The following is a 22,420-nucleotide window of genomic DNA, read 5'->3' as shown; positions in this document are numbered from 1 at the left end:
ACTGCTCCTTAGAACTTCAGGCCGGCTTCACGGGCAGCGTCAGCCAAGGCGGCGACACGACCGTGATATTTGAAACCGGAACGATCGAATGCAACGCTGGTGACACCTTTCTCAAGGGCACGCTCGGCGATGGCTTTACCCACAGCCTTGGCGGCGTCGACGTTGCCGGTGTATTTCAGTTGCTCGGCCAGTGCCTTATCCAGAGTGGAGGCAGAGGCGATGACTTCAGAACCGTTGGCTGCGATCAGCTGCGCATAAATGTGGCGCGGTGTACGGTGAACCACCAGACGATTCGCACCCAGTTCTTTAATCTGCTTGCGTACGCGCAGAGCGCGACGAAGACGAGATGCTTTCTTGTCCATAGTGTTACCTTACTTCTTCTTAGCCTCTTTACGCAGGACGTTTTCGTCGGAGTAACGCACACCTTTGCCTTTGTAAGGCTCGGGCGGACGGTAACCGCGAATGTTGGCGGCAACTTGGCCAACCAACTGCTTGTCTGCGCCTTTGATAACTACTTCAGTTTGGCTCGGGCACTCGGCAGTGATGCCTTGCGGCAGTTCATACTCTACCGGGTGAGAGAAGCCCAGGCTCAGGTTCAGTTTCTGACCTTGAGCTTGAACCTTGTAACCCACGCCAATCAGTTGCAGCTTACGGCTGAAGCCTTCAGTAACACCGATGACCATGTTGTTGAGCAGGGCGCGGGCAGTACCGGCCTGAGCAACTTCAGCAGCACCGTCTTTCAGGCTGACTTTCAGCTGGTTCTCTTCTTGGTTAACGGCAACGGCAGCGTTCAGAACGCGGCTCAGGGTGCCGTTTTTACCTTTTACTGTGACTTCCTGGCCGTTAAAGGAAACTTCAACGCCGGCAGGAATGACCACAGGTGCTTTAGCGACACGAGACATTATTCTACCCCCTTACGCTACGTAGCAGATGATTTCGCCACCCATACCGGCTTTACGCGCGGCACGGTCGCTCATCACGCCCTTGGACGTAGAGACGATAGCAACGCCCAGACCACCCATGACTTTCGGCAGCTCATCTTTCTTCTTGTAGATGCGCAGACCGGGGCGGGAGACGCGTTGAATGCTCTCAACAACCGGCTTACCCTGGAAGTACTTCAGGGTAACTTCCAGCACAGGCTTGACGTCACCGGTAACGTTGTAGTCGGCGATGTAACCTTCTTTCTTCAGCGTTTCGGCGATAGCCACCTTCAGCTTGGAAGAAGGCATGGAGACTGCAACCTTGCGGGCCTGTTGGCCGTTGCGGATGCGAGTCAGCATGTCAGCGATAGGATCTTGCATGCTCATAATGCTTCACTCCCGTAAGTGGCTTACCAGCTGGCCTTGCGAAGGCCAGGAATCTCACCGCGCATAGCAGCTTCACGCACCTTGATACGGCTCAGGCCGAACTTGCGCAGGAAGGCATGCGGACGACCAGTCACGCGGCAGCGGTTACGCTGACGGCTGCGGCTGGAATCACGCGGGAGGGCTTGCAGTTTGAGCACGGCGTCCCAACGCTCTTCATCAGAGCTGTTGACGTTGCTGATGATAGCTTTCAGCGTCGCACGCTTCTCAGCGTACTGGGCTACCAGCTTGGCACGCTTGGCTTCGCGGGCCTTCATTGATTGCTTTGCCATAACCCTACATCCTTACTTTTTGAACGGGAAGTTAAAGGCAGCCAGCAGAGCACGACCTTCCTCGTCAGAGTTCGCGCTGGTGGTAATGGTGATATCCAGACCACGTACGCGATCGACTTTGTCATAGTCGATTTCAGGGAAGATGATTTGCTCGCGAACACCCATGCTGTAGTTGCCACGACCGTCGAAAGATTTCGGGTTGAGGCCACGGAAGTCACGGATACGCGGGATAGAGATCGAGACCAGACGCTCGAAGAACTCCCACATACGTTCGCCGCGCAGGGTTACTTTGCAACCAATAGGATAACCTTCACGGATCTTGAAGCCCGCTACGGATTTGCGTGCTTTGGTGATCAGCGGCTTCTGACCGGAAATGGCTGCCAGATCGGCAGAGGCATTATCCAGCAGCTTTTTGTCAGCCACAGCTTCACCTACACCCATGTTCAGGGTGATTTTCTCAATCCGAGGGACTTGCATGACTGTCTTGTAGCCGAACTGTTCAACCAGCCCAGGCACTACAGTCTCTTTGTAGAAATCATGCAGTTTCGCCATCGTTTACTCCAAAAATCAGTTGATGACTTCGTTATTGGACTTGAAGAAACGGACCTTTTGGCCTTCTTCAAGACGGAAACCGACACGGTCAGCCTTGCCAGTTTTGGGGTTGTAGATGGCCACGTTGGAAGCCTGAATAGGGGCTTCTTTCTCGATGATGCCACCCTGAACACCCAGGTAGGGGTTGGGCTTTTGGTGCTTTTTGATGACGTTTACGCCTTCAACGATCAGCTTGCCGGTAGCCAGGACCTTGGTGACTTTGCCACGCTTGCCCTTGTCTTTGCCGGTCAGCACGATCACTTCATCGTCACGACGAATTTTCGCTGCCATTGGGATACTCCTTACAGTACTTCCGGCGCCAGAGAGATGATCTTCATGAACTTCTCAGAACGCAGCTCACGAGTCACAGGGCCGAAGATACGGGTGCCAATGGGTTCCTGCTTGGCATTCAGCAGTACCGCAGCGTTACGATCGAAACGGATCAGAGAACCGTCAGGACGACGCACACCTTTTTTGGTACGCACTACCACCGCGTTAACCACATCACCTTTTTTAACCTTACCGCGCGGAATTGCTTCCTTAACGGTAACTTTGATGATGTCGCCAACAGCGGCATAACGGCGGTGCGAACCACCCAGAACCTTAATACACATTACGCTGCGAGCGCCGCTGTTATCAGCAACGTCGAGCATACTTTGCATTTGGATCATGTTAGTGCTCCGCTAATAAAAAACTACAGCCCAAAACCTTGGGCCACCTTTGGCTGCCTATAGCAAAGGCGCGACAGTTTAACACCATCACCTTGCAATGGGTAGCGCTCAGGCCAATAAAAATACAATGACCCCGTTGCCGGGGTCATTGTGGTTTTGCGCTGGCTAAGGCCGATTAGACCTTGGCCGGACGCTCAACGATTTGCACCAGAGTCCAGGACTTGGTCTTGGACAACGGGCGGCACTCGCGAATAGTCACGACGTCGCCAGTCTGGCACTCGTTGTTCTCGTCATGCACGTGCAGCTTGGTAGTACGCTTGATGAACTTACCGTAGATCGGGTGCTTCACCATGCGCTCGATAGCGACAGTGATGGACTTGTCCATCTTGTCGCTGACCACGCGGCCCTGCAGTGTACGAACAGTCTTCTCAGTCATTACGCACCTGCCTTCTCGTTGAGAACAGTCTTAACGCGCGCAATATTGCGACGCACTTTCTTGAGCTCGTGGCTCTGAGACAGCTGACCGGTCGCCGCTTGCATGCGCAGGTTGAATTGCTCACGCAGCAGGTTGATCAGTTCAGCGTTCAGGTCCTCAACGCTTTTGTTACGCAGTTCAGTCGCTTTCATCACAGCACCGTCCGAGTCACAAAGGTGGTCTTAAAGGGCAGTTTGGCGGCCGCCAGGGCGAACGCTTCACGAGCCAGCTCTTCAGATACACCATCCATCTCGTACAGGACTTTGCCGGGCTTGATCTCGGCAACCCAATACTCAACGGAACCCTTACCTTTACCCATCCGCACTTCCAGAGGCTTCTCGGTGATCGGCTTGTCGGGGAAAACCCGGATCCAGATCTTACCTTGACGCTTGACGTGACGGGTCATGGCACGACGGGCAGCTTCGATTTGACGGGCAGTCATACGACCACGACCAACGGCTTTCAGGCCGAAGGTGCCGAAGGAGACCTTGGCACCGGCTTGCGCCAAACCGCGGTTGCGCATCTTGTGCTGCTTGCGGAATTTTGTACGTTTCGGTTGCAACATCGCTGGAACTCCTTACTTGCCACCTTTGCCTTTCTTCTTCGGCTCGGGCTGCACTTCGGCTACCGGCATGCCGCCCAGAACTTCACCTTTGAAGACCCAGACTTTAGTGCCGATCACGCCGTAAGTGGTGTGAGCTTCGGAAGTGGCATAATCGATGTCAGCGCGCAGGGTGTGCAGCGGCACACGGCCTTCACGGTACCATTCGGTGCGAGCGATCTCGGCGCCACCCAGGCGGCCGTTCACTTCTACCTTGATACCCTTGGCACCCAGGCGCATGGCGTTTTGTACAGCACGCTTCATAGCGCGACGGAACATAACGCGGCGCTCCAGCTGGCTGCTGATGCTGTCGGCAACCAGTTGCGCGTCCAGCTCAGGCTTGCGCACTTCGCTGATGTTGATTTGCGCGGGCACGCCGGCAATCTTGGCAACGGCTTTGCGCAGCTTCTCGACGTCTTCGCCTTTCTTGCCGATCACCACACCCGGACGAGCGGTGTGAATGGTGACACGGATAGACTTGGCAGGACGCTCGATAACGATGCGGGATACGGAGGCGGCTTTCAGTTCCTTTTTCAGGAACTGGCGCACTTCGTGATCGCCATGCAGGTTGTCAGCAAAATCTTTGGTGTCCGCATACCAGGTAGCGTTCCAAGGCTTCACGATGCCCAGGCGGATACCATTAGGATGTACTTTCTGTCCCATTGCTTATCTCCTGGTCATTAACGCTCAGCGACAACCACAGTAATGTGGCTGGTGCGCTTCATGATACGGTCCGCACGACCTTTGGCACGGGGCATGATGCGCTTCATGGTCGGACCTTCGTCAACGAAGATCTTGGCCACTTTAAGCTCATCGATGTCCAGGCCGAAGTTGTGCTCGGCATTGGCAATGGCAGACTCCAGTACCTTCTTGACCAGACCGGCAGCTTTTTTATCGCTGAAGGTCAGAGTGTCAATGGCCTTGGCCACGGGCAGACCGCGAACCTGATCAGCAACCAGGCGAGCCTTCTGCGCAGAGGTACGGGCAAAACGATGTTTAGCGATAGCTTCCATCTTTTACTCCTTAACGCTTCTTGGCTTTCTTGTCCGCGGCGTGACCACGGTAAGTACGGGTCGGCGCGAACTCGCCCAGTTTGTGACCGATCATTTCATCGGAAACGTATACCGGAACGTGCTGACGACCATTATGGACAGCGATGGTCAAACCGATCATGTTCGGAATGATCATTGAACGACGGGACCAAGTCTTGATAGGTTTCTTGTCCCCGCTTTCCACCGCTTTCTCTACCTTCTTCAGCAAGTGCAGGTCGATAAACGGACCTTTCTTGAGAGAACGTGGCATGGTGATTCCTCTACCTTAGTTACTTGCTACGACGGCGTACGATGAACTTGTCAGTACGCTTGTTCTTACGGGTCTTGGCACCTTTGGTCGGCTTGCCCCACGGAGAAACCGGGTGACGGCCACCAGAGGTACGGCCTTCACCACCACCGTGCGGGTGGTCGACGGGGTTCATGACCACACCGCGGACGGTGGGACGAACACCACGCCAGCGCTTGGCACCAGCTTTACCCAGTTGACGCAGCATGTGCTCGGCATTGCCTACTTCGCCGATAGTGGCGCGGCAGTCAGCCGGAACTTTGCGCATTTCGCCGCTACGCAGACGGATAGTCACGTAGGCACCGTCACGGGCAACGATCTGCACGTAGGCACCGGCGGAACGGGCGATCTGAGCGCCTTTACCGGGCTTCATTTCGACAGCGTGAACGGTGGAACCGACCGGGATGTTGCGCATCGGCAGGCTGTTGCCGGCCTTGATGGGCGCATCTACACCGGACTGAACCTTGTCGCCAGCCTGCAGGCCTTTGGGGGCCAGGATGTAGCGACGCTCACCGTCTGCGTACAGAACCAGCGCGATGTTGGCGCTGCGGTTCGGATCGTATTCCAGGCGCTCAACGGTGGCAGGAATGCCATCTTTGGTACGCTTGAAGTCGATGATCCGGTAGTGCTGCTTGTGACCACCGCCGATGTGACGGGTGGTGATACGACCAGCATTGTTACGACCGCCAGTTTTGGACTTTTTGTCCAGCAGTGCGGCGTGAGGCTTGCCTTTGTGCAGCTCAGGGTTAACCACTTTAACAACGTGGCGGCGACCCGGAGATGTGGGCTTACACTTAACGATAGCCATAGCTCTGAATCCTCCCCTTACTCAGCGCCGCCGAAGTCGATCTGTTGACCGGCCTTCAGGGTCACATAGGCTTTTTTCCAATCGCTGCGGCGGCCGCTACGGGCGCCATGACGCTTGGTTTTGCCTTTGACGTTGACGGTGCGGACTGCGTCCACTTCCACTTCGAAGAGCTTCTCCACGGCGGCTTTCACTTCAGCCTTGGTGGAGTCGGTAGCGACCTTGAAGACAACAGTGTTGAACTTCTCGGCAACCAGAGTGCTCTTTTCAGAGACGTGAGGGGCGCGAATCACTTTCAGAATGCGTTCTTCACGGATCATGCCAGCATCTCCTCAAGCTGCTTCACAGCACCAGTGGTCATCAGCACCTTTTCGAAGGCGATCAGAGATACCGGATCGATACCAGCTACGTCGCGTACGTCGACCTTGTACAGGTTGCGTGCGGCCAGGAACAGGTTCTCATCGACTTCTTGAGTCACGATCAGAACGTCTTTCAGCTCCAGCTCGCCCAGCTTGGCAACCAGTTCTTTGGTCTTGGGTGCGGAAACACCGAAGTTCTCGACAACAACCAGGCGGTCCTGACGAACGAGTTCAGACAGGATGCTCTTGATCGCGCCGCGATACATTTTCTTGTTTACTTTCTGCTCGTAGTTTTGCGGCTTGGCAGCAAAACTCACGCCACCGGCGCGCCAGATCGGGCTGCGGGTGGAGCCGGCACGAGCGCGGCCGGTGCCTTTCTGACGGAAGGGCTTCTTGCCGCCGCCGGATACTTCAGAGCGGGTCTTCTGAGCACGGGTACCTTGACGGGCAGCAGCGGCGTAAGCCACAACCACCTGGTGTACCAGGGCTTCATTCAGCTCACGCCCAAAGGTAGCTTCGGAAACTTCAAGAGCGCCTTGCGCGTCTTTCAATACCAATTCCATCACCTATCTCCTCAGACGTTACGCTTTCACAGCGGGTTTAACGATGAGGTCACCGCCGGTAGCGCCGGGAACGGCACCTTTTACCAGCAGCAGGCCACGCTCGGCGTCTACACGAACCAGTTCCAGGTTCTGGGTAGTAACGCGCTCGTCGCCCATGTGACCAGCCATCTTCTTGCCCTTGAACACCTTACCCGGGGATTGGTTTTGACCAATGGAACCGTGTACGCGGTGGGACAGAGAGTTACCGTGAGTAGCGTCTTGAGTGCGGAAGTTCCAACGCTTAACGGCGCCTGCAAAACCTTTACCTTTGGAGGTGCCGGTCACGTCAACTTTCTTGACGTCTTCGAACAGGGATACGCTCAGCTCGGCACCCAGCTCCAGGCCTTCGCCTTCGCCGTCTGCCAGACGGAATTCCCACAGGCCGCGACCGGCTTCAACGCCAGCTTTGGCAAAGTGACCCGCTTGCGGCTTGGTAACGCGGTTGGCTTTCTTGGAGCCAGTAGTTACCTGCAGTGCGCGGTAGCCGTCGGTCTCCAGGCTCTTAACCTGGGTCACGCGGTTGCTTTCAACTTGGATTACGGTTACGGGAATGGAAACGCCGTCTTCAGTGAAGATACGGGTCATCCCGACTTTTTTACCGATAAGACCAATAGCCATTATTAACCTCTAAGACTGTTCAGTGTGTTGCCACGCAGAGGATCAGCCCAAGCTGATCTGTACGTCGACGCCAGCAGCCAGATCCAGGCGCATCAAGGCGTCAACAGTCTTGTCGGTGGGTTCTACGATATCCACCAGACGCTTATGGGTGCGGATTTCATACTGATCACGCGCGTCTTTGTTGACGTGCGGGGAGATCAGCACGGTAAAACGCTCTTTGCGGGTCGGCAGCGGGATAGGACCGCGAACCTGGGCGCCAGTGCGTTTGGCCGTTTCCACGATTTCCGCAGTAGACTGGTCGATCAAGCGGTGATCGAAAGCCTTCAGGCGGATACGGATACGCTGATTAGCCATTTATTTTGACTCCAGTAAAGAACTAAAGAGCTACAGATAAAAAAATACGCCCCAACCACATCCCGAGAGGGATGGGAGAGGAGTTCTCTTATCCGTCGACCCCAAATCGGGGTCACTGTATTTGATGAGCCTATTGCCCATCTTTTCAGCAAGAGCATTGCCTTCGCATGGAAGGCCCGACGATTATACGCAGGCGCCGTGAAAAGACAACCCCGACGCACAAAAATCCACCACCCTGCCCTTCTGGCAAAAAGAAGGGGCGCCGAGGCGCCCCTTCTTCTGGCAATCACCGCGATTAGGCGATGATTTTGGCTACTACGCCGGCGCCTACGGTACGGCCACCTTCGCGGATAGCGAAGCGCAGACCTTCATCCATGGCGATCGGGCAGATCAGCTCAACTACCATCTGGATGTTGTCACCAGGCATTACCATCTCTACGCCTTCCGGCAGCTCGATGGTGCCAGTCACGTCAGTGGTACGGAAGTAGAACTGCGGACGGTAGCCTTTGAAGAACGGGGTGTGACGACCACCTTCTTCTTTGCTCAGCACGTACACTTCGGATTCGAACTTGGTGTGCGGCTTGATGGAGCCCGGCTTACACAGAACCTGACCACGCTCTACTTCGTCACGCTTGGTACCACGCAGCAGAACACCTACGTTCTCACCAGCGCGGCCTTCGTCCAGCAGCTTGCGGAACATTTCAACGCCGGTACAAGTGGTCTTGGTGGTCGGGTTGATACCGACGATTTCCACTTCTTCACCAACCTTGATGATGCCTTGCTCTACACGACCGGTAACAACGGTACCACGGCCAGAGATGGAGAAGACGTCTTCCACGGGCAGGATGAACGGCTTGTCGATAGCGCGCTCCGGCTCGGGGATGTAGGTGTCCAGGGCTTCGCCCAGCTCAATGATCTTCTTCTCCCACTCGGCGTCGCCTTCCAGGGCTTTCAGGGCAGAGCCCCTGATGACCGGCAGGTCGTCACCGGGGAAGTCGTAGGCGGACAGCAGCTCGCGCACTTCCATCTCGACCAGCTCTTGCAGCTCTTCGTCATCAACCATGTCGCACTTGTTCATGAACACGATGATGTAAGGAACGCCTACCTGACGGGCCAGCAGGATGTGCTCGCGGGTCTGGGGCATCGGGCCGTCGGTAGCAGCAACCACCAGGATAGCGCCGTCCATCTGGGCAGCACCGGTGATCATGTTTTTGACGTAGTCGGCGTGGCCGGGGCAGTCAACGTGAGCGTAGTGACGGGTCGGGGTGTCGTACTCAACGTGAGAGGTGTTGATGGTGATACCACGCGCCTTTTCTTCCGGGGCGTTGTCGATCTGGTCGAACGCCTTGGCGGAACCACCGTAGGTCTTGGCCAGTACGGAGGTGATGGCGGCAGTCAGGGTGGTTTTACCGTGGTCAACGTGACCGATGGTACCTACGTTGACGTGGGGTTTTGTACGTTCAAATTTTTCTTTAGACACGGCTAAAATCCTTCATTTCAAAAGGGGGGGCCTGCAGTTGGACAGGCCCTTTCGCTAAGTGTTACTCGCCGGATTTGCGAGCTTCGATAACGTCTTTGGCGATGTTGGTCGGACACTCTTGGTACTTCAAGAACTCCATGGAGTAAGAAGCACGACCTTGGGTCGCAGAGCGCAGGTCGGTAGCGTAGCCGAACATTTCGGACAGCGGTACCTGACCACGGACGATCTTGCCGGACGGGCCGTCATCCATACCTTCAATCAGACCACGACGACGGTTGATGTCGCCGATCACGTCACCCATGTTCTCTTCCGGAGTCTCGACTTCCACCTTCATGATGGGTTCGAGCAGAACCGGGTTGGCTTTCATGAAGCCAGCCTTGAAGCCCATGGACGCAGCGATTTTGAACGCCATCTCGTTGGAGTCAACGTCGTGGTAGGAGCCATCGTACAGAGTGACTTTCATGTCCTCGATGGGGAAGCCGGCAAGAACACCGTTCTTCATCTGCTCCTGAATACCTTTATCGACAGCCGGGATGTATTCCTTGGGAACCACACCGCCCACGATGGCGTTGACGAACTCGTAGCCTTTGCCCTCTTCAACTGGCTCCATGCGCAGCCAAACGTGACCGAACTGACCACGACCACCGGACTGACGTACGAATTTACCTTCCACTTCAACGCTGTTACGGATGGTTTCACGGTAGGAAACCTGAGGCTTACCTACGTTGGCTTCAACCTTGAATTCACGTTTCATACGGTCAACGAGAATTTCCAGGTGCAGCTCGCCCATACCGGCGATGATGGTCTGGCCAGACTCTTCGTCGGTCCAAACGCGGAAGGAGGGGTCTTCCTTGGCCAGACGGCCCAGGGCCAGGCCCATTTTTTCCTGGTCAGACTTGGTCTTGGGTTCAACGGCAACGGAGATAACCGGCTCGGGGAACTCCATGCGCTCCAGGATGATGGGGGCAGCTTCGGTACAGAGGGTTTCACCGGTGGTGACGTCCTTCAGACCGATGGCAGCAGCGATGTCGCCGGCACGTACTTCAGTGATTTCGTCACGCTTGTTGGCGTGCATCTGAACGATACGGCCGATACGCTCGCGCTTGTCCTTGGTGGCGTTCAGCACGGCGTCACCGGAGTTAACCACACCGGAGTAGACGCGGAAGAAGGTCAGAGAGCCAACGAAGGGGTCGGTGGCAATCTTGAACGCCAGAGCAGAGAAGGGTTCTTCGTCGCTGGACTTACGAACAGCGGCTTCACCGTTGGGCAGTTCACCCTTGATCGGCGGAACGTCGGTCGGAGCAGGCAGGAACTCGATAACAGCGTCGAGCATGGCCTGAACGCCCTTGTTCTTGAACGCGGAACCCAGGGTACAAAGGATGATGTCGGTGCTCAGCACGCGGGCGCGCAGACCAGTCTTGATTTCCTCTTCGGTCAGCTCTTCGCCGCCGAGGTACTTTTCCATCAGCTCTTCGTTGGCTTCAGCGGCAGCTTCCACCATGTTCATGCGCCATTCTTCGGCGAGATCCTGCATGTCGGCAGGGATATCTTCGTAGGTGAAGGTGGTGCCCATATCTTCTTCGGACCAGTTGATGGCCTTCATCTTGATAAGGTCGATTACACCCTTGAAGTTTTCCTCAGCGCCGATGGGCAGCTGGATCGGAACCGGAGTGGCCTTCAGGCGGGTTTTGATCTGATCAACAACGCGCAGGAAGTTGGCACCGGTACGGTCCATCTTGTTGACGAAGGCGATACGGGGTACGTGGTACTTGTTCGCCTGACGCCATACAGTTTCGGACTGGGGCTGAACACCGCCAACAGCGCAGTAAACCATTACGGCACCATCCAGTACACGCATGGAGCGCTCTACCTCGATGGTAAAGTCCACGTGTCCAGGGGTGTCGATGATGTTGATGCGATGCTCAGGGAACTGCTGGCCCATGCCGCTCCAGAAGGCGGTGGTGGCAGCGGAGGTGATGGTGATACCACGCTCCTGCTCCTGCTCCATCCAGTCCATGGTGGCAGCGCCATCATGCACTTCACCGATCTTGTGAGATACACCGGTGTAGAACAGAACCCGCTCGGTGGTGGTCGTTTTACCTGCATCGATGTGAGCGCTGATACCGATGTTACGGTAACGCTCGATAGGTGTTTTGCGAGCCACGATAGCTTTCCTCTATTTACGAAGCTTGTGGTGATACTGCAAGTGTGGCCCCAAAGAGGGGCCACAGCGGCATTACCAGCGGTAGTGAGCGAATGCTTTGTTCGCCTCTGCCATGCGGTGCACGTCTTCGCGCTTCTTAACGGCAGAACCTTTGTTTTCGGCAGCGTCCAGCAGTTCACCGGCCAGACGGGCAGCCATAGATTTTTCACCGCGCTTACGGGCAGCATCTACCAGCCAGCGCATAGCCAGGGTGTTACGACGCACGGGGCGTACTTCAACAGGAACCTGGTAAGTGGAGCCGCCCACACGGCGGGACTTCACCTCGACAGCCGGGCGGACGTTGTCCAGGGCGGCTTCGAACAGTTCCATGTGACCTTTACCTGACTTCTCGTTCATGATGTCCAGGGCACCATAAACGATCTTCTCGGCGGTTGACTTCTTACCGTCAACCATCACGACGTTTACAAACTTGGCAATGACCTCAGATCCGAACTTGGGATCGGGCAGGATCTTGCGTTGACCAATCACGCGACGTCTTGGCATGACTCTATCTCCGTATGCTTCAGGGGTTACCCAAAACCTAAAAATGAATACTTAGCTTGGCCTTACTTAACGGAGAACCATTAAGACTTGGGCCGCTTGGCGCCGTACTTGGAACGGGCTTGCTTACGATCTTTAACGCCAGCACAGTCGAGGGTGCCGCGCACGGTGTGATAACGCACACCTGGCAGGTCTTTAACACGGCCGCCGCGGATCAGCACGACGGAGTGTTCCTGCAGGTTGTGGCCTTCACCACCGATGTAGGAAGTGACTTCGAAACCGTTGGTCAGACGCACACGGCAAACTTTGCGCAGTGCGGAGTTCGGCTTCTTGGGGGTGGTGGTGTACACGCGAGTACAAACACCACGCTTTTGGGGGCAGGCTTCCAGCGCCGGAACGTTGCTCTTGGCAACTTTCTTGACGCGGGGCTTGCGCACCAGCTGGTTAATTGTAGCCATTAGCTTGCTACTCCTGATTTAGATGCTTTTTTCAAACGGTGAAAAATCGCCCCAATAAAGGGCCGCGGCATTCTAAATGCCGCTCAAAAAAGTGTCAAGACAACACAGGCCGCCCACTATGGGGACGGCCTGTGAAACTGTCATGACAGCCTTTTACTCTTCGCTGCCCAGATCGGCGTTCAACAGATCGGTCAGCGCTTTCTCTGCGTCATCGGCAGTCATCTGCGGCTCGGCTACAGCCACGCCTTTGGCGCGCTGACGGTTACGTTCCTGGTGATAGGAGTAACCGGTACCGGCCGGGATCAGACGGCCAACGATGACGTTTTCTTTCAGGCCGCGCAGGTCGTCGGCCTTGCCGGAAACCGCCGCTTCGGTCAGGACGCGGGTGGTTTCCTGGAAGGAGGCTGCCGATATGAAAGACTCGGTTGCCAGGGACGCCTTGGTGATACCCAGCAGCTGGCGCTCGAAGGAGGCAGGCTGCTTGCCGGCGTTTTCCAGGTCGCGGTTGGCGATCTTGACGCGCGCCACTTCCACTGTTTCGCCTTCCAGGAGCTCGGAGTCACCCGGGTTGGTGATGGTGCACTTACGCAGCATCTGGCGAACGATGGTTTCGATGTGCTTGTCGTTGATCTTAACGCCCTGCAGACGGTAAACGTCCTGCACTTCGTTAACGATGTAACGGGCCACAGCCTCGATGCCACGCAGGCGCAGTATGTCCTGAGGTGCTTCCGGACCGTCGGCGATGACTTCACCGCGCTGGACCTGTTCACCTTCGAAGACGTTCAGCTGACGCCATTTCGGGATCATCTCTTCGTAGGCGTTGCCTTCGGAAGGTGTGATCACCAGACGACGCTTGCCTTTGGTCTCCTTGCCGAAAGAGATGGTACCGCTGATCTCGGCCAGGATTGCCGGCTCTTTCGGACGGCGGGCTTCGAACAGGTCGGCAACGCGGGGCAGACCACCAGTGATGTCGCGGGTCTTGGAGGTTTCCTGCGGGATACGCGCCAGGGCGTCACCCACGTTCACCATGACACCGTCGTCCAGGTTGACGATGGCGTTACCGGGCAGGAAGTACTGGGCCGGGATATCGGTGCCAGCGATGTTGACGTCCTTACCCTTCTCGTCCACCAGTTTCACCATGGGACGCATCTCTTTGCCCGCGGTCGGACGCTGAGAGGGCTCAAGGATAACGATGCTGGACAGACCGGTCAGTTCGTCGGTCTGGCGGCTCATGGTCACGCCATCCAGCATGTCCACGAACTTAATCTGACCCTTCACCTCGGTGATGATCGGGTGGGTGTGCGGATCCCAGTTGGCAACGATGTCGCCAGCGGCAACGGCTTCACCGTCCTGCTTGGTCAATACGGCACCGTAGGGCAGCTTGTAACGCTCGCGCTCACGGCCGTTCTCGTCGGTCACGGTCAGCTCGGTGGAGCGAGAGGTGATGACGATCTTGCCGTCGCTGTTCACAACGAACTTGGCGTTGTGCAGCTTCAGTGAGCCGCTGTTCTTGACCTGTACGGAGTTTTCCGCGGTGGCCCGGGAGGCCGCACCACCGATGTGGAAGGTACGCATGGTCAGCTGGGTGCCGGGTTCACCGATGGACTGGGCGGCGATAACACCAATGGCCTCACCGCCGTTGATGATGTGGCCACGGGCCAAGTCACGGCCGTAACAGTGGGCACAGACGCCGAAGTCGGTGTCACAGGTGATGACGGAACGCACTTTCACCTGGTCGATGGAGTGGGCTTCCAGCAGGTCGACCTTAGCTTCGTCCAGCAGGGTGTTGCGGGGCAGCAGCACTTCATCAGAACCGGGGATCATGACGTCTTCGCAGACGACACGGCCCAGCACGCGCTCGCGCAGCGGCTCGACCACGTCACCGCCTTCAATCAGCGGGGTCATCCACAGACCTTCGAGGGTGCCACAGTCGGACTCGGTGATCACCAGATCCTGGGCCACGTCGACCAGACGACGGGTCAGGTAACCGGAGTTCGCGGTCTTCAGAGCGGTATCCGCCAGACCCTTACGAGCACCGTGGGTGGAGATGAAGTACTGCAGTACGTTCAGACCTTCACGGAAGTTCGCGGTGATGGGGGTCTCGATGATGGAGCCGTCGGGCTTGGCCATCAGGCCCCGCATACCGGCCAACTGACGGATCTGGGCAGCACTACCCCGGGCACCGGAGTCGGCCATCATGTAGATGGAGTTGAAGGAGGCCTGGGTCTCCATCTCACCGTCGCGGTTTTCCACCTCTTCAGTGGACAGGTTGCTCATCATGGCCTTGGACACCCGCTCGTTGGCGGTGGACCAGATGTCGATAACCTTGTTGTAGCGTTCGCCGGCGGTCACCAGACCGGAGGAGAACTGCTCCTGGATCTCGGCAACTTCTGCTTCCGCTTCCGCGATAATGGCGGCCTTGGCATCGGGGATGACCATGTCGTCAATACCGACGGAGGCACCGGCCAGGGTGGCGTAATGGAAACCGGTGTACATCAGCTGGTCAGCGAAGATGACGGAGTCCTTCAGGCCCAGGCGACGGTAACAGGCGTTCAGCAGACGGGAAATCTGCTTCTTACCCATATTCTGGTTGATCAGCTCGAAGGGCATGCCCTTGGGCAGGATCAGGCTCAGAATGGCGCGGCCGACAGTAGTGTCAGTCAGACGGATGTCTTCGACGTAGTCGCCGTCTTCGGTTTCCACCCAATGGCTGATACGGGCCTTGACGCGAGCGTGCAGGTCAGCCAGGCCGGCGCGGTAGACCTTCTCGGCTTCCTTGGGACCACGCAGCACCATGCCTTCACCTTTGGCATTGATGCGCTCGCGGCTCATGTAATAGAGGCCCAGTACCACGTCCTGAGAGGGAACGATGATAGGTTCACCGTTGGCCGGAGACAGGATGTTGTTGGTGGACATCATCAGCGCACGGGCTTCGAGCTGGGCTTCCAGGGTCAGCGGTACGTGGACCGCCATCTGGTCACCGTCGAAGTCGGCGTTGTACGCGGCACAGACCAGGGGGTGCAGCTGGATGGCCTTACCTTCGATAAGGACGGGCTCAAACGCCTGGATACCCAGACGGTGCAGGGTCGGTGCACGGTTCAGCAGCACGGGGTGTTCGCGGATCACTTCGTCCAGAACGTCCCACACCTCGGCCACTTCGCGCTCGACCATTTTCTTGGCGGCTTTGATGGTGGTGGCGAGGCCACGGGCTTCCAGCTTGCCGTAGATGAAGGGCTTGAACAGCTCAAGGGCCATCTTCTTGGGCAGGCCGCACTGATGCAGGCGCAGGGTCGGACCTACGGTGATAACGGAACGACCGGAGTAGTCGACACGTTTACCCAGCAGGTTCTGACGGAAACGACCTTGCTTACCCTTGATCATGTCGGCAAGGGATTTGAGCGGACGGCGGTTGGAGCCGGTGATAGCACGGCCACGACGGCCGTTATCCAGCAGCGCGTCGACCGCTTCCTGCAGCATGCGCTTTTCGTTACGCACGATGATGTCAGGCGCGGCCAGGTCCAGCAGGCGCTTGAGACGGTTGTTACGGTTGATGACGCGGCGGTACAGATCGTTCAGATCGGAAGTCGCGAAACGGCCACCGTCCAGGGGGACCAGGGGGCGCAGATCCGGCGGCAGCACCGGCAGCACGGCCATGATCATCCACTCCGGCTTGTTGCCGGACTTGAAGAAGGCTTCCATCAGCTTGAGACGCTTGGTCACCTTCTTACGGCGGGTCTCGGAGTTGATGGAGGGCAGCTCTTCACGCATCTGCTCGATTTCTTTCTCGAGTTCGATACGCTTGAGAAGCTCCTGCACGGCTTCGGCACCCATGCGGGCGTCGAACTCGTCGCCCCACTGCTCGAGGGCATCCAGATACTGATCTTCGGTCAGCATGGCGCCTTTTTCGAGGTTGGTCATACCCGGCTCGATGACGACGTAGCTTTCGAAATAAAGCACGCGCTCGATATCACGCAGGGTCATGTCCAGCAGCAGGCCGATCCGGGACGGCAGGGACTTGAGGAACCAGATGTGGGCAACGGGGCTGGCCAGCTCGATGTGACCCATGCGCTCACGGCGCACTTTGGTCAGAGTGACTTCAACACCACATTTTTCACAGATCACGCCACGGTGCTTGAGGCGCTTGTACTTACCGCACAGGCACTCGTAGTCCTTCACGGGCCCGAAGATACGGGCACAGAAAAGACCGTCACGCTCCGGCTTGAAGGTACGGTAGTTGATGGTCTCCGGCTTTTTCACTTCGCCGTAAGACCAAGAGCGAATCATGTCAGGAGAAGCAAGACCGATGCGGATGGCATCGAATTCTTCGGTCTTGTTCTGCTGTTTCAAAAACTTGAGTAAGTCTTTCACGCTTTTCTCCTATCGGAGTTAAACCCTGCGGGGCGGCGGCAAGCCGCCGCCCCAGAACCTCGATTCACTTCGGCCTTGCGGCTTACTCTTCGTCCAGCTCGATGTTGATACCCAAAGAGCGGATTTCCTTCAGCAGTACGTTGAAGGACTCGGGCATGCCCGGCTCCATGGAGTAGTCGCCATCCACGATGTTCTTGTACATCTTGGTACGGCCGTTCACATCGTCAGACTTGACGGTGAGCATTTCCTGCAGGGTGTAGGCGGCGCCGTAGGCCTCCAGGGCCCAGACTTCCATCTCCCCGAAACGCTGGCCACCGAACTGGGCCTTACCACCCAGCGGCTGCTGGGTAACCAGGCTGTAGGAGCCGGTGGAACGGGCGTGCATCTTGTCGTCGACCAGGTGGTTCAGCTTCAGCATGTACATGTAACCGACGGTTACAGCACGCTCGAAGGCGTTACCGGTGCGGCCGTCATGCAGCACGATCTGACCAGAACGGGGCAGACCAGCCAGTTCCAGCATGTCCTTGATGGTGGCTTCGGCGCAGCCATCGAAGGCAGGAGTAGCGATCGGCACACCGCCTTTCAGATGCTGAGCCAGACGGATCACTTCGTCGTCGCTGAAGCTGTCGATGTCCACTTCCTGGCGGTAGTTGCCCAGGGCATAGACCTTCTTCAGGAAGTCGCGCAGCTCGGCGAGCTCTCGCTGTTCCTGGAGCATCTCGTTGATGCGCTCACCTACCCCTTTGGCCGCCAAGCCCAGGTGGGTTTCCAGGATCTGACCGATGTTCATACGGGAAGGTACGCCCAGCGGGTTCAGCACGATGTCGACCGGGTTGCCGTTCTCGTCGTAAGGCATGTCTTCCACGGGCACTATGGTGGAGATAACACCTTTGTTACCGTGGCGACCGGCCATCTTATCGCCGGGCTGCACGCGGCGCTTGACGGCCAGGTAGACCTTGACGATCTTCAGGACGCCAGGAGCCAGGTCATCGCCTTGAATGATCTTGGCGCGCTTGGCTTCGAACTTCTTGTCGAAGTCGGCTTTGATCTCGATGAGCTGCTCGGCAATCTTCTCGAGTTCAACCTGCTTGGCTTCGTCGTCGATGGATTGCTCCAGCAACTTGGCCTTGTCGAGCTTGGCCAGCTTGGCTTCGTCGAAACCGGAGGACAGCAGCAGGTTCTTGGCGCGGTCGTAGATACCGGCTTCGAGGATCTGGAACTCTTCGGTCAGGTCCTTCTTGGCCTGCTTGAGTTGCATCTCTTCGATTTCAAGAGCGCGCTTGTCCTTCTCTACGCCGTCACGGGTAAAGACCTGAACGTCGATAACGGTACCGTAGGTGGAACCGGGTACGCGCAGGGAGGTGTCCTTAACGTCGGACGCCTTCTCACCGAAGATGGCACGCAGCAGCTTCTCTTCCGGAGTCAGCTGAGTTTCACCTTTGGGGGTGACCTTACCGACCAGGATGTCGCCAGGCTTCACTTCGGCACCGATGTAGACGATACCGGACTCATCCAGCTTGCTCAGGGCAGACTCACCGACGTTGGGGATATCGGCGGTGATCTCTTCCGGCCCCAGCTTGGTGTCACGAGCCACACAGGACAGTTCCTGGATGTGGATGGTGGTGAAGCGGTCTTCCTGCACCACGCGCTCGGAGATGAGGATGGAGTCCTCGAAGTTGTAGCCGTTCCAGGGCATGAAGGCGACGCGCATGTTCTGGCCCAGGGCCAGGTCGCCCAGGTCGGTGGACGGGCCGTCGGCCAGTACGTCACCGCGGACGATGGGGTCACCAACGTTACACACCGGCTTCTGGTTGATGCAGGTGTTCTGGTTGGAACGGGTGTATTTGATGAGGTTGTAGATGTCGATACCGGCTTCGCCAGGCAGCATCTCTTCCTCGTTGACCTTGACCACGATACGGGAGGCATCGACATAGTCGATGGTACCACCGCGCTTGGCCACCACGCAGACGCCGGAGTCGACCGCTACGGTGCGCTCCATGCCGGTACCCACCAGCGGCTTGTCGGCGCGCAGGGTCGGAACGGCCTGACGTTGCATGTTCGAACCCATCAGGGCGCGGTTGGCGTCGTCGTGCTCAAGGAAGGGGATCAGGGACGCGGCCACGGACACGATCTGCTGCGGGCTTACATCCATCAGCTGGATGTCGCTGGCATTCATGTAGGTGGATTCGCCCTTGTGGCGGCAGGGAACCAGCTCGTCCAGCAGGCGATTGTTTTCGTCCACGGAGGCGTTGGCCTGGGCCACCACGTACTGGCCTTCTTCGATGGCGGACAGGTACTCGACGTCGTCGGTGACCTGGCCATCCACTACCTTGCGGTAGGGGGTTTCCAGGAAGCCGTACTCGTTGGTCCGGGCGAAGCAGGACAGGGAGTTGATCAGACCGATGTTCGGACCTTCAGGAGTCTCGATGGGGCACAGGCGACCGTAGTGGGTCGGGTGTACGTCACGGACTTCGAAGCCGGCGCGCTCACGGGTCAGACCGCCGGGGCCCAGGGCCGAAATACGGCGCTTGTGGGTAACCTCGGACAGGGGGTTGTTCTGGTCCATGAACTGGGACAGCTGGCTGGAACCGAAGAATTCCTTGACGGCGGCACTGATCGGCTTAGCGTTGATCAGGTCCTGCGGCATCAGGCCTTCCATGTCGCCCAGGGACAGGCGCTCGCGCACGGCACGCTCGACACGCACCAGGCCGACACGGAACTGGTTCTCGGCCATTTCGCCCACGGAGCGGATACGGCGGTTGCCCAGGTGGTCGATATCGTCCACTTCACCGCGACCATTACGGATCTCGATGAGGGTCTTCATGACGTCGATGATGTCCTGGTTGTCCAGTACACCACTGCCTTCGATGCTGTCACGGCCGACACGGCGGTTGAACTTCATCCGGCCGACGGTGGACAGATCATAACGCTCTTCGGAGAAGAAGAGGTTATTGAACAGGGCTTCGGCCGCTTCGCGGGTCGGCGGCTCACCGGGACGCATCATGCGGTAGATCTCGACCAGCGCCTCGAGGCGGCTGTTGGTGGAGTCGACGCGCAGAGTCTCGGACATGTAGGCTCCATGGTCGAGATCGTTGAAGTACAGGGTCTCGATGGCCTTGTAGCCGGCTTGGGACAGCTTGGCCAGCAGGTCCAGGGACAGTTCCTGGTTGGCAACGGCGATCACTTCACCGCTGGACTGGTCTACGTAGTCCTTGGACAGTACCTTGCCGATGATGTAATCGGTGGGCACTTCCAGCTTGTCCATGCCGTCCTTTTCCATCTGACGGACATGGCGGGCGGTGACGCGGCGGCCTTTTTCGACCAGCACTTCACCTTTGGCATCTTTGATGTCGAAGGTGGCGGTGTCGCCACGCAGGCGTTCCGGCACCAGGGTCATCATCAACTTGTCTTTCTTGATCTCGAAAGTCACCTTCTCGAAGAACAGATCAAGAATGTCCTCGGCGCTGTAATCCAAGGCGCGCAGGATGATGGACGCCGGCAGCTTGCGGCGACGGTCGATACGGACAAAGAGGTTGTCTTTGGGATCGAACTCAAAATCCAACCAGGACCCACGGTAGGGGATGATGCGAGCGTTGTAGAGGACCTTACCAGAGGAGTGGGTCTTACCACGGTCGTGATCGAAAAACACGCCAGGAGAACGGTGCAGCTGAGACACGATGACGCGCTCGGTACCGTTGATGACAAAGGTACCGTTGTCGGTCATCAAGGGGATCTCCCCCATGTAGACTTCCTGCTCGCGGATATCCTTGACGGTACCAGGAGCAGCTTCTCTATCGAACAGCACCAGGCGCAGCTTCACGCGCAGCGGAGCTGCGTAGGTGACACCACGGATCTGGCACTCTTGCACGTCAAAGACGGGCTCGCCCAGACGGTAGCTGACGTATTGGAGCTCGGCGTTGCCGGAATAGCTCTTGATCGGGAAAACAGAACGGAAAGCGGCTTCCAGGCCGTTTTGCCCGTCTGGATCCATCTCGATGAACTTCGTGAAGGAGTCCAACTGGATGGAGAGAAGGAAAGGCACGTCCAGTACTTGGGAACGTTTACCGAAATCCTTACGAATGCGTTTTTTCTCTGTGTAAGAGTACACCATGGGGTTCCTCAGCTCGCGAAAGTGTGACCCACTAATGTCCGACAGGACAGTCTCAGCGCAACGTCGTTTTGTCGTTGGCAGCCTGGGTGATCAAGCCGCCGGAATCGGCAAAATAAACGACGCGAAATTTTGCCGATTCCTACAGCGCGAAAAGGCCGGTGGCTCTACGCCACCAGCCTCAGCCCCCGAAGGGACGCTAACCTAGAGTCTAGGTTATTTGATCTCAACAGAAGCACCAGCTTCTTCGAGTTCTTTCTTCAGCGCTTCGGCTTCGCCTTTGGAAATGCCTTCCTTAACGGTGGCAGGAGCGGCTTCAACCAGATCTTTGGCTTCTTTCAGGCCCAGACCGGTAGCGCCACGGACAGCTTTGATGGCGGCAACTTTGTTGGCGCCAGCAGCGGTCAGGATGACGTTGAATTCGGTTTGCTCTTCTACGGCAGCAGCGGCTTCACCGGCTACGGCAACAGCGGCAGCGGCAGAAACACCGAACTTCTCTTCCATGGCTTCAACCAGCTCAACCACTTCCATTACGGACATGGCGGCTACGGCTTCGAGGATTTGCTCTTTAGTTACGGACATGACTCAGTTTCCTAATGTTCTGAAGTATTCGATAGTCGGCCGGAAGCTTAGGCAGCTTCGGCTTCTTTCTTGTCGCGCAGGGCGGCCAGAGTACGAACCAGTTTGCCAGCGGCGGCTTCTTTCATAGTCGCCATCAGCTTGGCCAGTGCTTCTTCGTAAGTTGGCAGCTTTGCGAGACGGTCAATCTGGGCTGCAGGGATGAACTCCCCGTTAAAGGCAGCACCTTTCACCTCGAACTTGTCGTTTTCCTTGGCGAAGTCTTTGAACAGACGCGCCGCAGCACCGGGGTGCTCTTTAGAGAAAGCGATCAAGGTCGGGCCAACGAAGACGTCAGTCAGGCACGCGTAATCGGTGCCTTCAACAGCGCGACGAGCGAGGGTGTTACGAACCACCTTCATGTAGATGCCCTGAGAACGGGCATTCGCGCGCAGCTGAGTCATCGCTCCTACAGTTACACCGCGTGAATCGGCTACAACTGCAGACAGTGCGCCTTTGGCAGCTTCGCTGACTTCAGCAACAATTGCTTTTTTGTCGTCGAGTCTTAATGCCATTGGCTTAACTCCTGGATATTGCCGGTTTTACCGGCAGTTACACTCACTCAGGCGAGCCTGAGCGCCTTACGGTGAAGCATCCAAGAGAGAAAAATCTCTTAGGGCCTACACCGTCTGCG

Annotated in this window: 26 protein-coding genes; all 26 read right to left on the bottom strand. The window is 57.2% G+C overall.

Features of this window, described 5'->3' with window-relative positions; translation table 11 throughout:
* Positions 1-8: 8 nt before the first annotated feature.
* The 26 genes from rplR to rplJ all read right to left on the bottom strand — a co-directional run bounded on the left by rplR (position 9) and on the right by rplJ (position 22,301).
* On the bottom strand, positions 9-362 hold the full coding sequence (gene rplR, locus PVT67_RS01675) for a 50S ribosomal protein L18 (RefSeq protein WP_301497163.1): 354 nt from the start codon (positions 360-362) through the stop codon (positions 9-11).
* A gap of 9 nt (positions 363-371) precedes the next feature.
* Positions 372-902: a 50S ribosomal protein L6 gene (gene rplF / locus PVT67_RS01670; RefSeq protein ID WP_301497161.1), complete on the bottom strand. Its 531-nt coding sequence runs from the start codon at positions 900-902 to the stop codon at positions 372-374.
* Positions 903-914: 12 nt separating this feature from the next.
* Positions 915-1,307 (bottom strand): 30S ribosomal protein S8, encoded by a 393-nt coding sequence (rpsH, locus tag PVT67_RS01665; protein WP_301497159.1) that lies wholly within the window; start codon positions 1,305-1,307, stop codon positions 915-917.
* 23 nt (positions 1,308-1,330) lie between these two features.
* The gene (gene rpsN, locus PVT67_RS01660) at positions 1,331-1,636 is read right to left on the bottom strand and encodes a 30S ribosomal protein S14 (RefSeq protein ID WP_301497157.1); all 306 of its coding nucleotides are present in this window, start codon (positions 1,634-1,636) and stop codon (positions 1,331-1,333) included.
* Between the two features lie 12 nt (positions 1,637-1,648).
* The gene (gene rplE / locus PVT67_RS01655) at positions 1,649-2,188 is read right to left on the bottom strand and encodes a 50S ribosomal protein L5 (RefSeq protein WP_301497155.1); all 540 of its coding nucleotides are present in this window, start codon (positions 2,186-2,188) and stop codon (positions 1,649-1,651) included.
* Positions 2,189-2,203: 15 nt separating this feature from the next.
* A complete protein-coding gene (gene rplX / locus PVT67_RS01650; protein ID WP_301497153.1) occupies positions 2,204-2,518 on the bottom strand; it encodes a 50S ribosomal protein L24 in 315 nt (104 codons plus the stop codon).
* A gap of 11 nt (positions 2,519-2,529) precedes the next feature.
* Positions 2,530-2,898: a 50S ribosomal protein L14 gene (gene rplN / locus PVT67_RS01645; RefSeq protein WP_008486809.1), complete on the bottom strand. Its 369-nt coding sequence runs from the start codon at positions 2,896-2,898 to the stop codon at positions 2,530-2,532.
* 175 nt (positions 2,899-3,073) lie between these two features.
* Complete coding sequence (rpsQ, locus tag PVT67_RS01640) at positions 3,074-3,334, bottom strand: 30S ribosomal protein S17 (protein ID WP_301497150.1); 261 nt, start codon at positions 3,332-3,334, stop codon at positions 3,074-3,076.
* Positions 3,334-3,525 carry a 50S ribosomal protein L29 gene (gene rpmC / locus PVT67_RS01635; protein WP_301497148.1) on the bottom strand — a complete coding sequence of 64 codons (192 nt, stop codon included), beginning with the start codon at positions 3,523-3,525 and terminating at the stop codon, positions 3,334-3,336. The genes rpsQ and rpmC overlap by 1 nt, the downstream gene beginning before the upstream one ends.
* A complete protein-coding gene (gene rplP / locus PVT67_RS01630) occupies positions 3,525-3,938 on the bottom strand; it encodes a 50S ribosomal protein L16 (protein WP_301497146.1) in 414 nt (137 codons plus the stop codon). The genes rpmC and rplP overlap by 1 nt, the downstream gene beginning before the upstream one ends.
* Positions 3,939-3,950: 12 nt before the next feature.
* Positions 3,951-4,637, bottom strand: coding sequence for a 30S ribosomal protein S3 (gene rpsC / locus PVT67_RS01625; RefSeq protein WP_301497144.1), 687 nt, complete (start codon positions 4,635-4,637; stop codon positions 3,951-3,953).
* A 17-nt stretch (positions 4,638-4,654) separates the two neighbouring features.
* Positions 4,655-4,987, bottom strand: a complete 333-nt coding sequence (gene rplV / locus PVT67_RS01620; protein WP_301497142.1) for a 50S ribosomal protein L22 — start codon at positions 4,985-4,987, stop codon at positions 4,655-4,657.
* A 10-nt stretch (positions 4,988-4,997) separates the two neighbouring features.
* Positions 4,998-5,276: a 30S ribosomal protein S19 gene (gene rpsS / locus PVT67_RS01615; RefSeq protein WP_008486816.1), complete on the bottom strand. Its 279-nt coding sequence runs from the start codon at positions 5,274-5,276 to the stop codon at positions 4,998-5,000.
* Between the two features lie 19 nt (positions 5,277-5,295).
* Positions 5,296-6,120 carry a 50S ribosomal protein L2 gene (gene rplB / locus PVT67_RS01610; protein ID WP_301497137.1) on the bottom strand — a complete coding sequence of 275 codons (825 nt, stop codon included), beginning with the start codon at positions 6,118-6,120 and terminating at the stop codon, positions 5,296-5,298.
* Between the two features lie 17 nt (positions 6,121-6,137).
* Positions 6,138-6,437, bottom strand: coding sequence for a 50S ribosomal protein L23 (rplW, locus tag PVT67_RS01605; protein WP_301497135.1), 300 nt, complete (start codon positions 6,435-6,437; stop codon positions 6,138-6,140).
* A complete protein-coding gene (rplD, locus tag PVT67_RS01600; RefSeq protein ID WP_301497133.1) occupies positions 6,434-7,039 on the bottom strand; it encodes a 50S ribosomal protein L4 in 606 nt (201 codons plus the stop codon). The genes rplW and rplD overlap by 4 nt, the downstream gene beginning before the upstream one ends.
* Positions 7,040-7,057: 18 nt before the next feature.
* Positions 7,058-7,696: a 50S ribosomal protein L3 gene (gene rplC, locus PVT67_RS01595; RefSeq protein ID WP_301497131.1), complete on the bottom strand. Its 639-nt coding sequence runs from the start codon at positions 7,694-7,696 to the stop codon at positions 7,058-7,060.
* A 42-nt stretch (positions 7,697-7,738) separates the two neighbouring features.
* The gene (gene rpsJ, locus PVT67_RS01590) at positions 7,739-8,050 is read right to left on the bottom strand and encodes a 30S ribosomal protein S10 (protein WP_008486823.1); all 312 of its coding nucleotides are present in this window, start codon (positions 8,048-8,050) and stop codon (positions 7,739-7,741) included.
* Positions 8,051-8,345: 295 nt separating this feature from the next.
* Positions 8,346-9,530, bottom strand: coding sequence for an elongation factor Tu (tuf, locus tag PVT67_RS01585; RefSeq protein WP_301497127.1), 1,185 nt, complete (start codon positions 9,528-9,530; stop codon positions 8,346-8,348).
* Between the two features lie 61 nt (positions 9,531-9,591).
* Complete coding sequence (gene fusA, locus PVT67_RS01580; RefSeq protein WP_301497125.1) at positions 9,592-11,694, bottom strand: elongation factor G; 2,103 nt, start codon at positions 11,692-11,694, stop codon at positions 9,592-9,594.
* A gap of 72 nt (positions 11,695-11,766) precedes the next feature.
* Positions 11,767-12,237 (bottom strand): 30S ribosomal protein S7, encoded by a 471-nt coding sequence (gene rpsG, locus PVT67_RS01575; protein WP_301497123.1) that lies wholly within the window; start codon positions 12,235-12,237, stop codon positions 11,767-11,769.
* Between the two features lie 80 nt (positions 12,238-12,317).
* Entirely contained in the window at positions 12,318-12,692 is a 375-nt protein-coding gene (gene rpsL, locus PVT67_RS01570; RefSeq protein WP_008486781.1) for a 30S ribosomal protein S12, read from the bottom strand.
* A 153-nt stretch (positions 12,693-12,845) separates the two neighbouring features.
* The gene (gene rpoC, locus PVT67_RS01565) at positions 12,846-17,060 is read right to left on the bottom strand and encodes a DNA-directed RNA polymerase subunit beta' (RefSeq protein WP_301497120.1); all 4,215 of its coding nucleotides are present in this window, start codon (positions 17,058-17,060) and stop codon (positions 12,846-12,848) included.
* A gap of 82 nt (positions 17,061-17,142) precedes the next feature.
* The gene (rpoB, locus tag PVT67_RS01560) at positions 17,143-21,171 is read right to left on the bottom strand and encodes a DNA-directed RNA polymerase subunit beta (RefSeq protein WP_301497118.1); all 4,029 of its coding nucleotides are present in this window, start codon (positions 21,169-21,171) and stop codon (positions 17,143-17,145) included.
* Positions 21,172-21,384: 213 nt separating this feature from the next.
* Positions 21,385-21,750 (bottom strand): 50S ribosomal protein L7/L12, encoded by a 366-nt coding sequence (gene rplL, locus PVT67_RS01555; RefSeq protein ID WP_301497116.1) that lies wholly within the window; start codon positions 21,748-21,750, stop codon positions 21,385-21,387.
* A gap of 47 nt (positions 21,751-21,797) precedes the next feature.
* Positions 21,798-22,301 carry a 50S ribosomal protein L10 gene (gene rplJ, locus PVT67_RS01550; protein ID WP_301497114.1) on the bottom strand — a complete coding sequence of 168 codons (504 nt, stop codon included), beginning with the start codon at positions 22,299-22,301 and terminating at the stop codon, positions 21,798-21,800.
* Positions 22,302-22,420: the final 119 nt, after the last annotated feature.

This window comes from Gallaecimonas kandeliae, from assembly GCF_030450055.1.
GTDB classification, from domain to species: Bacteria; Pseudomonadota; Gammaproteobacteria; order Enterobacterales; family Gallaecimonadaceae; genus Gallaecimonas; species Gallaecimonas kandeliae.
The sequence above is the reverse complement of the archived record's forward strand: the minus strand, read 5'-3'. Positions and strand labels throughout refer to the sequence as shown.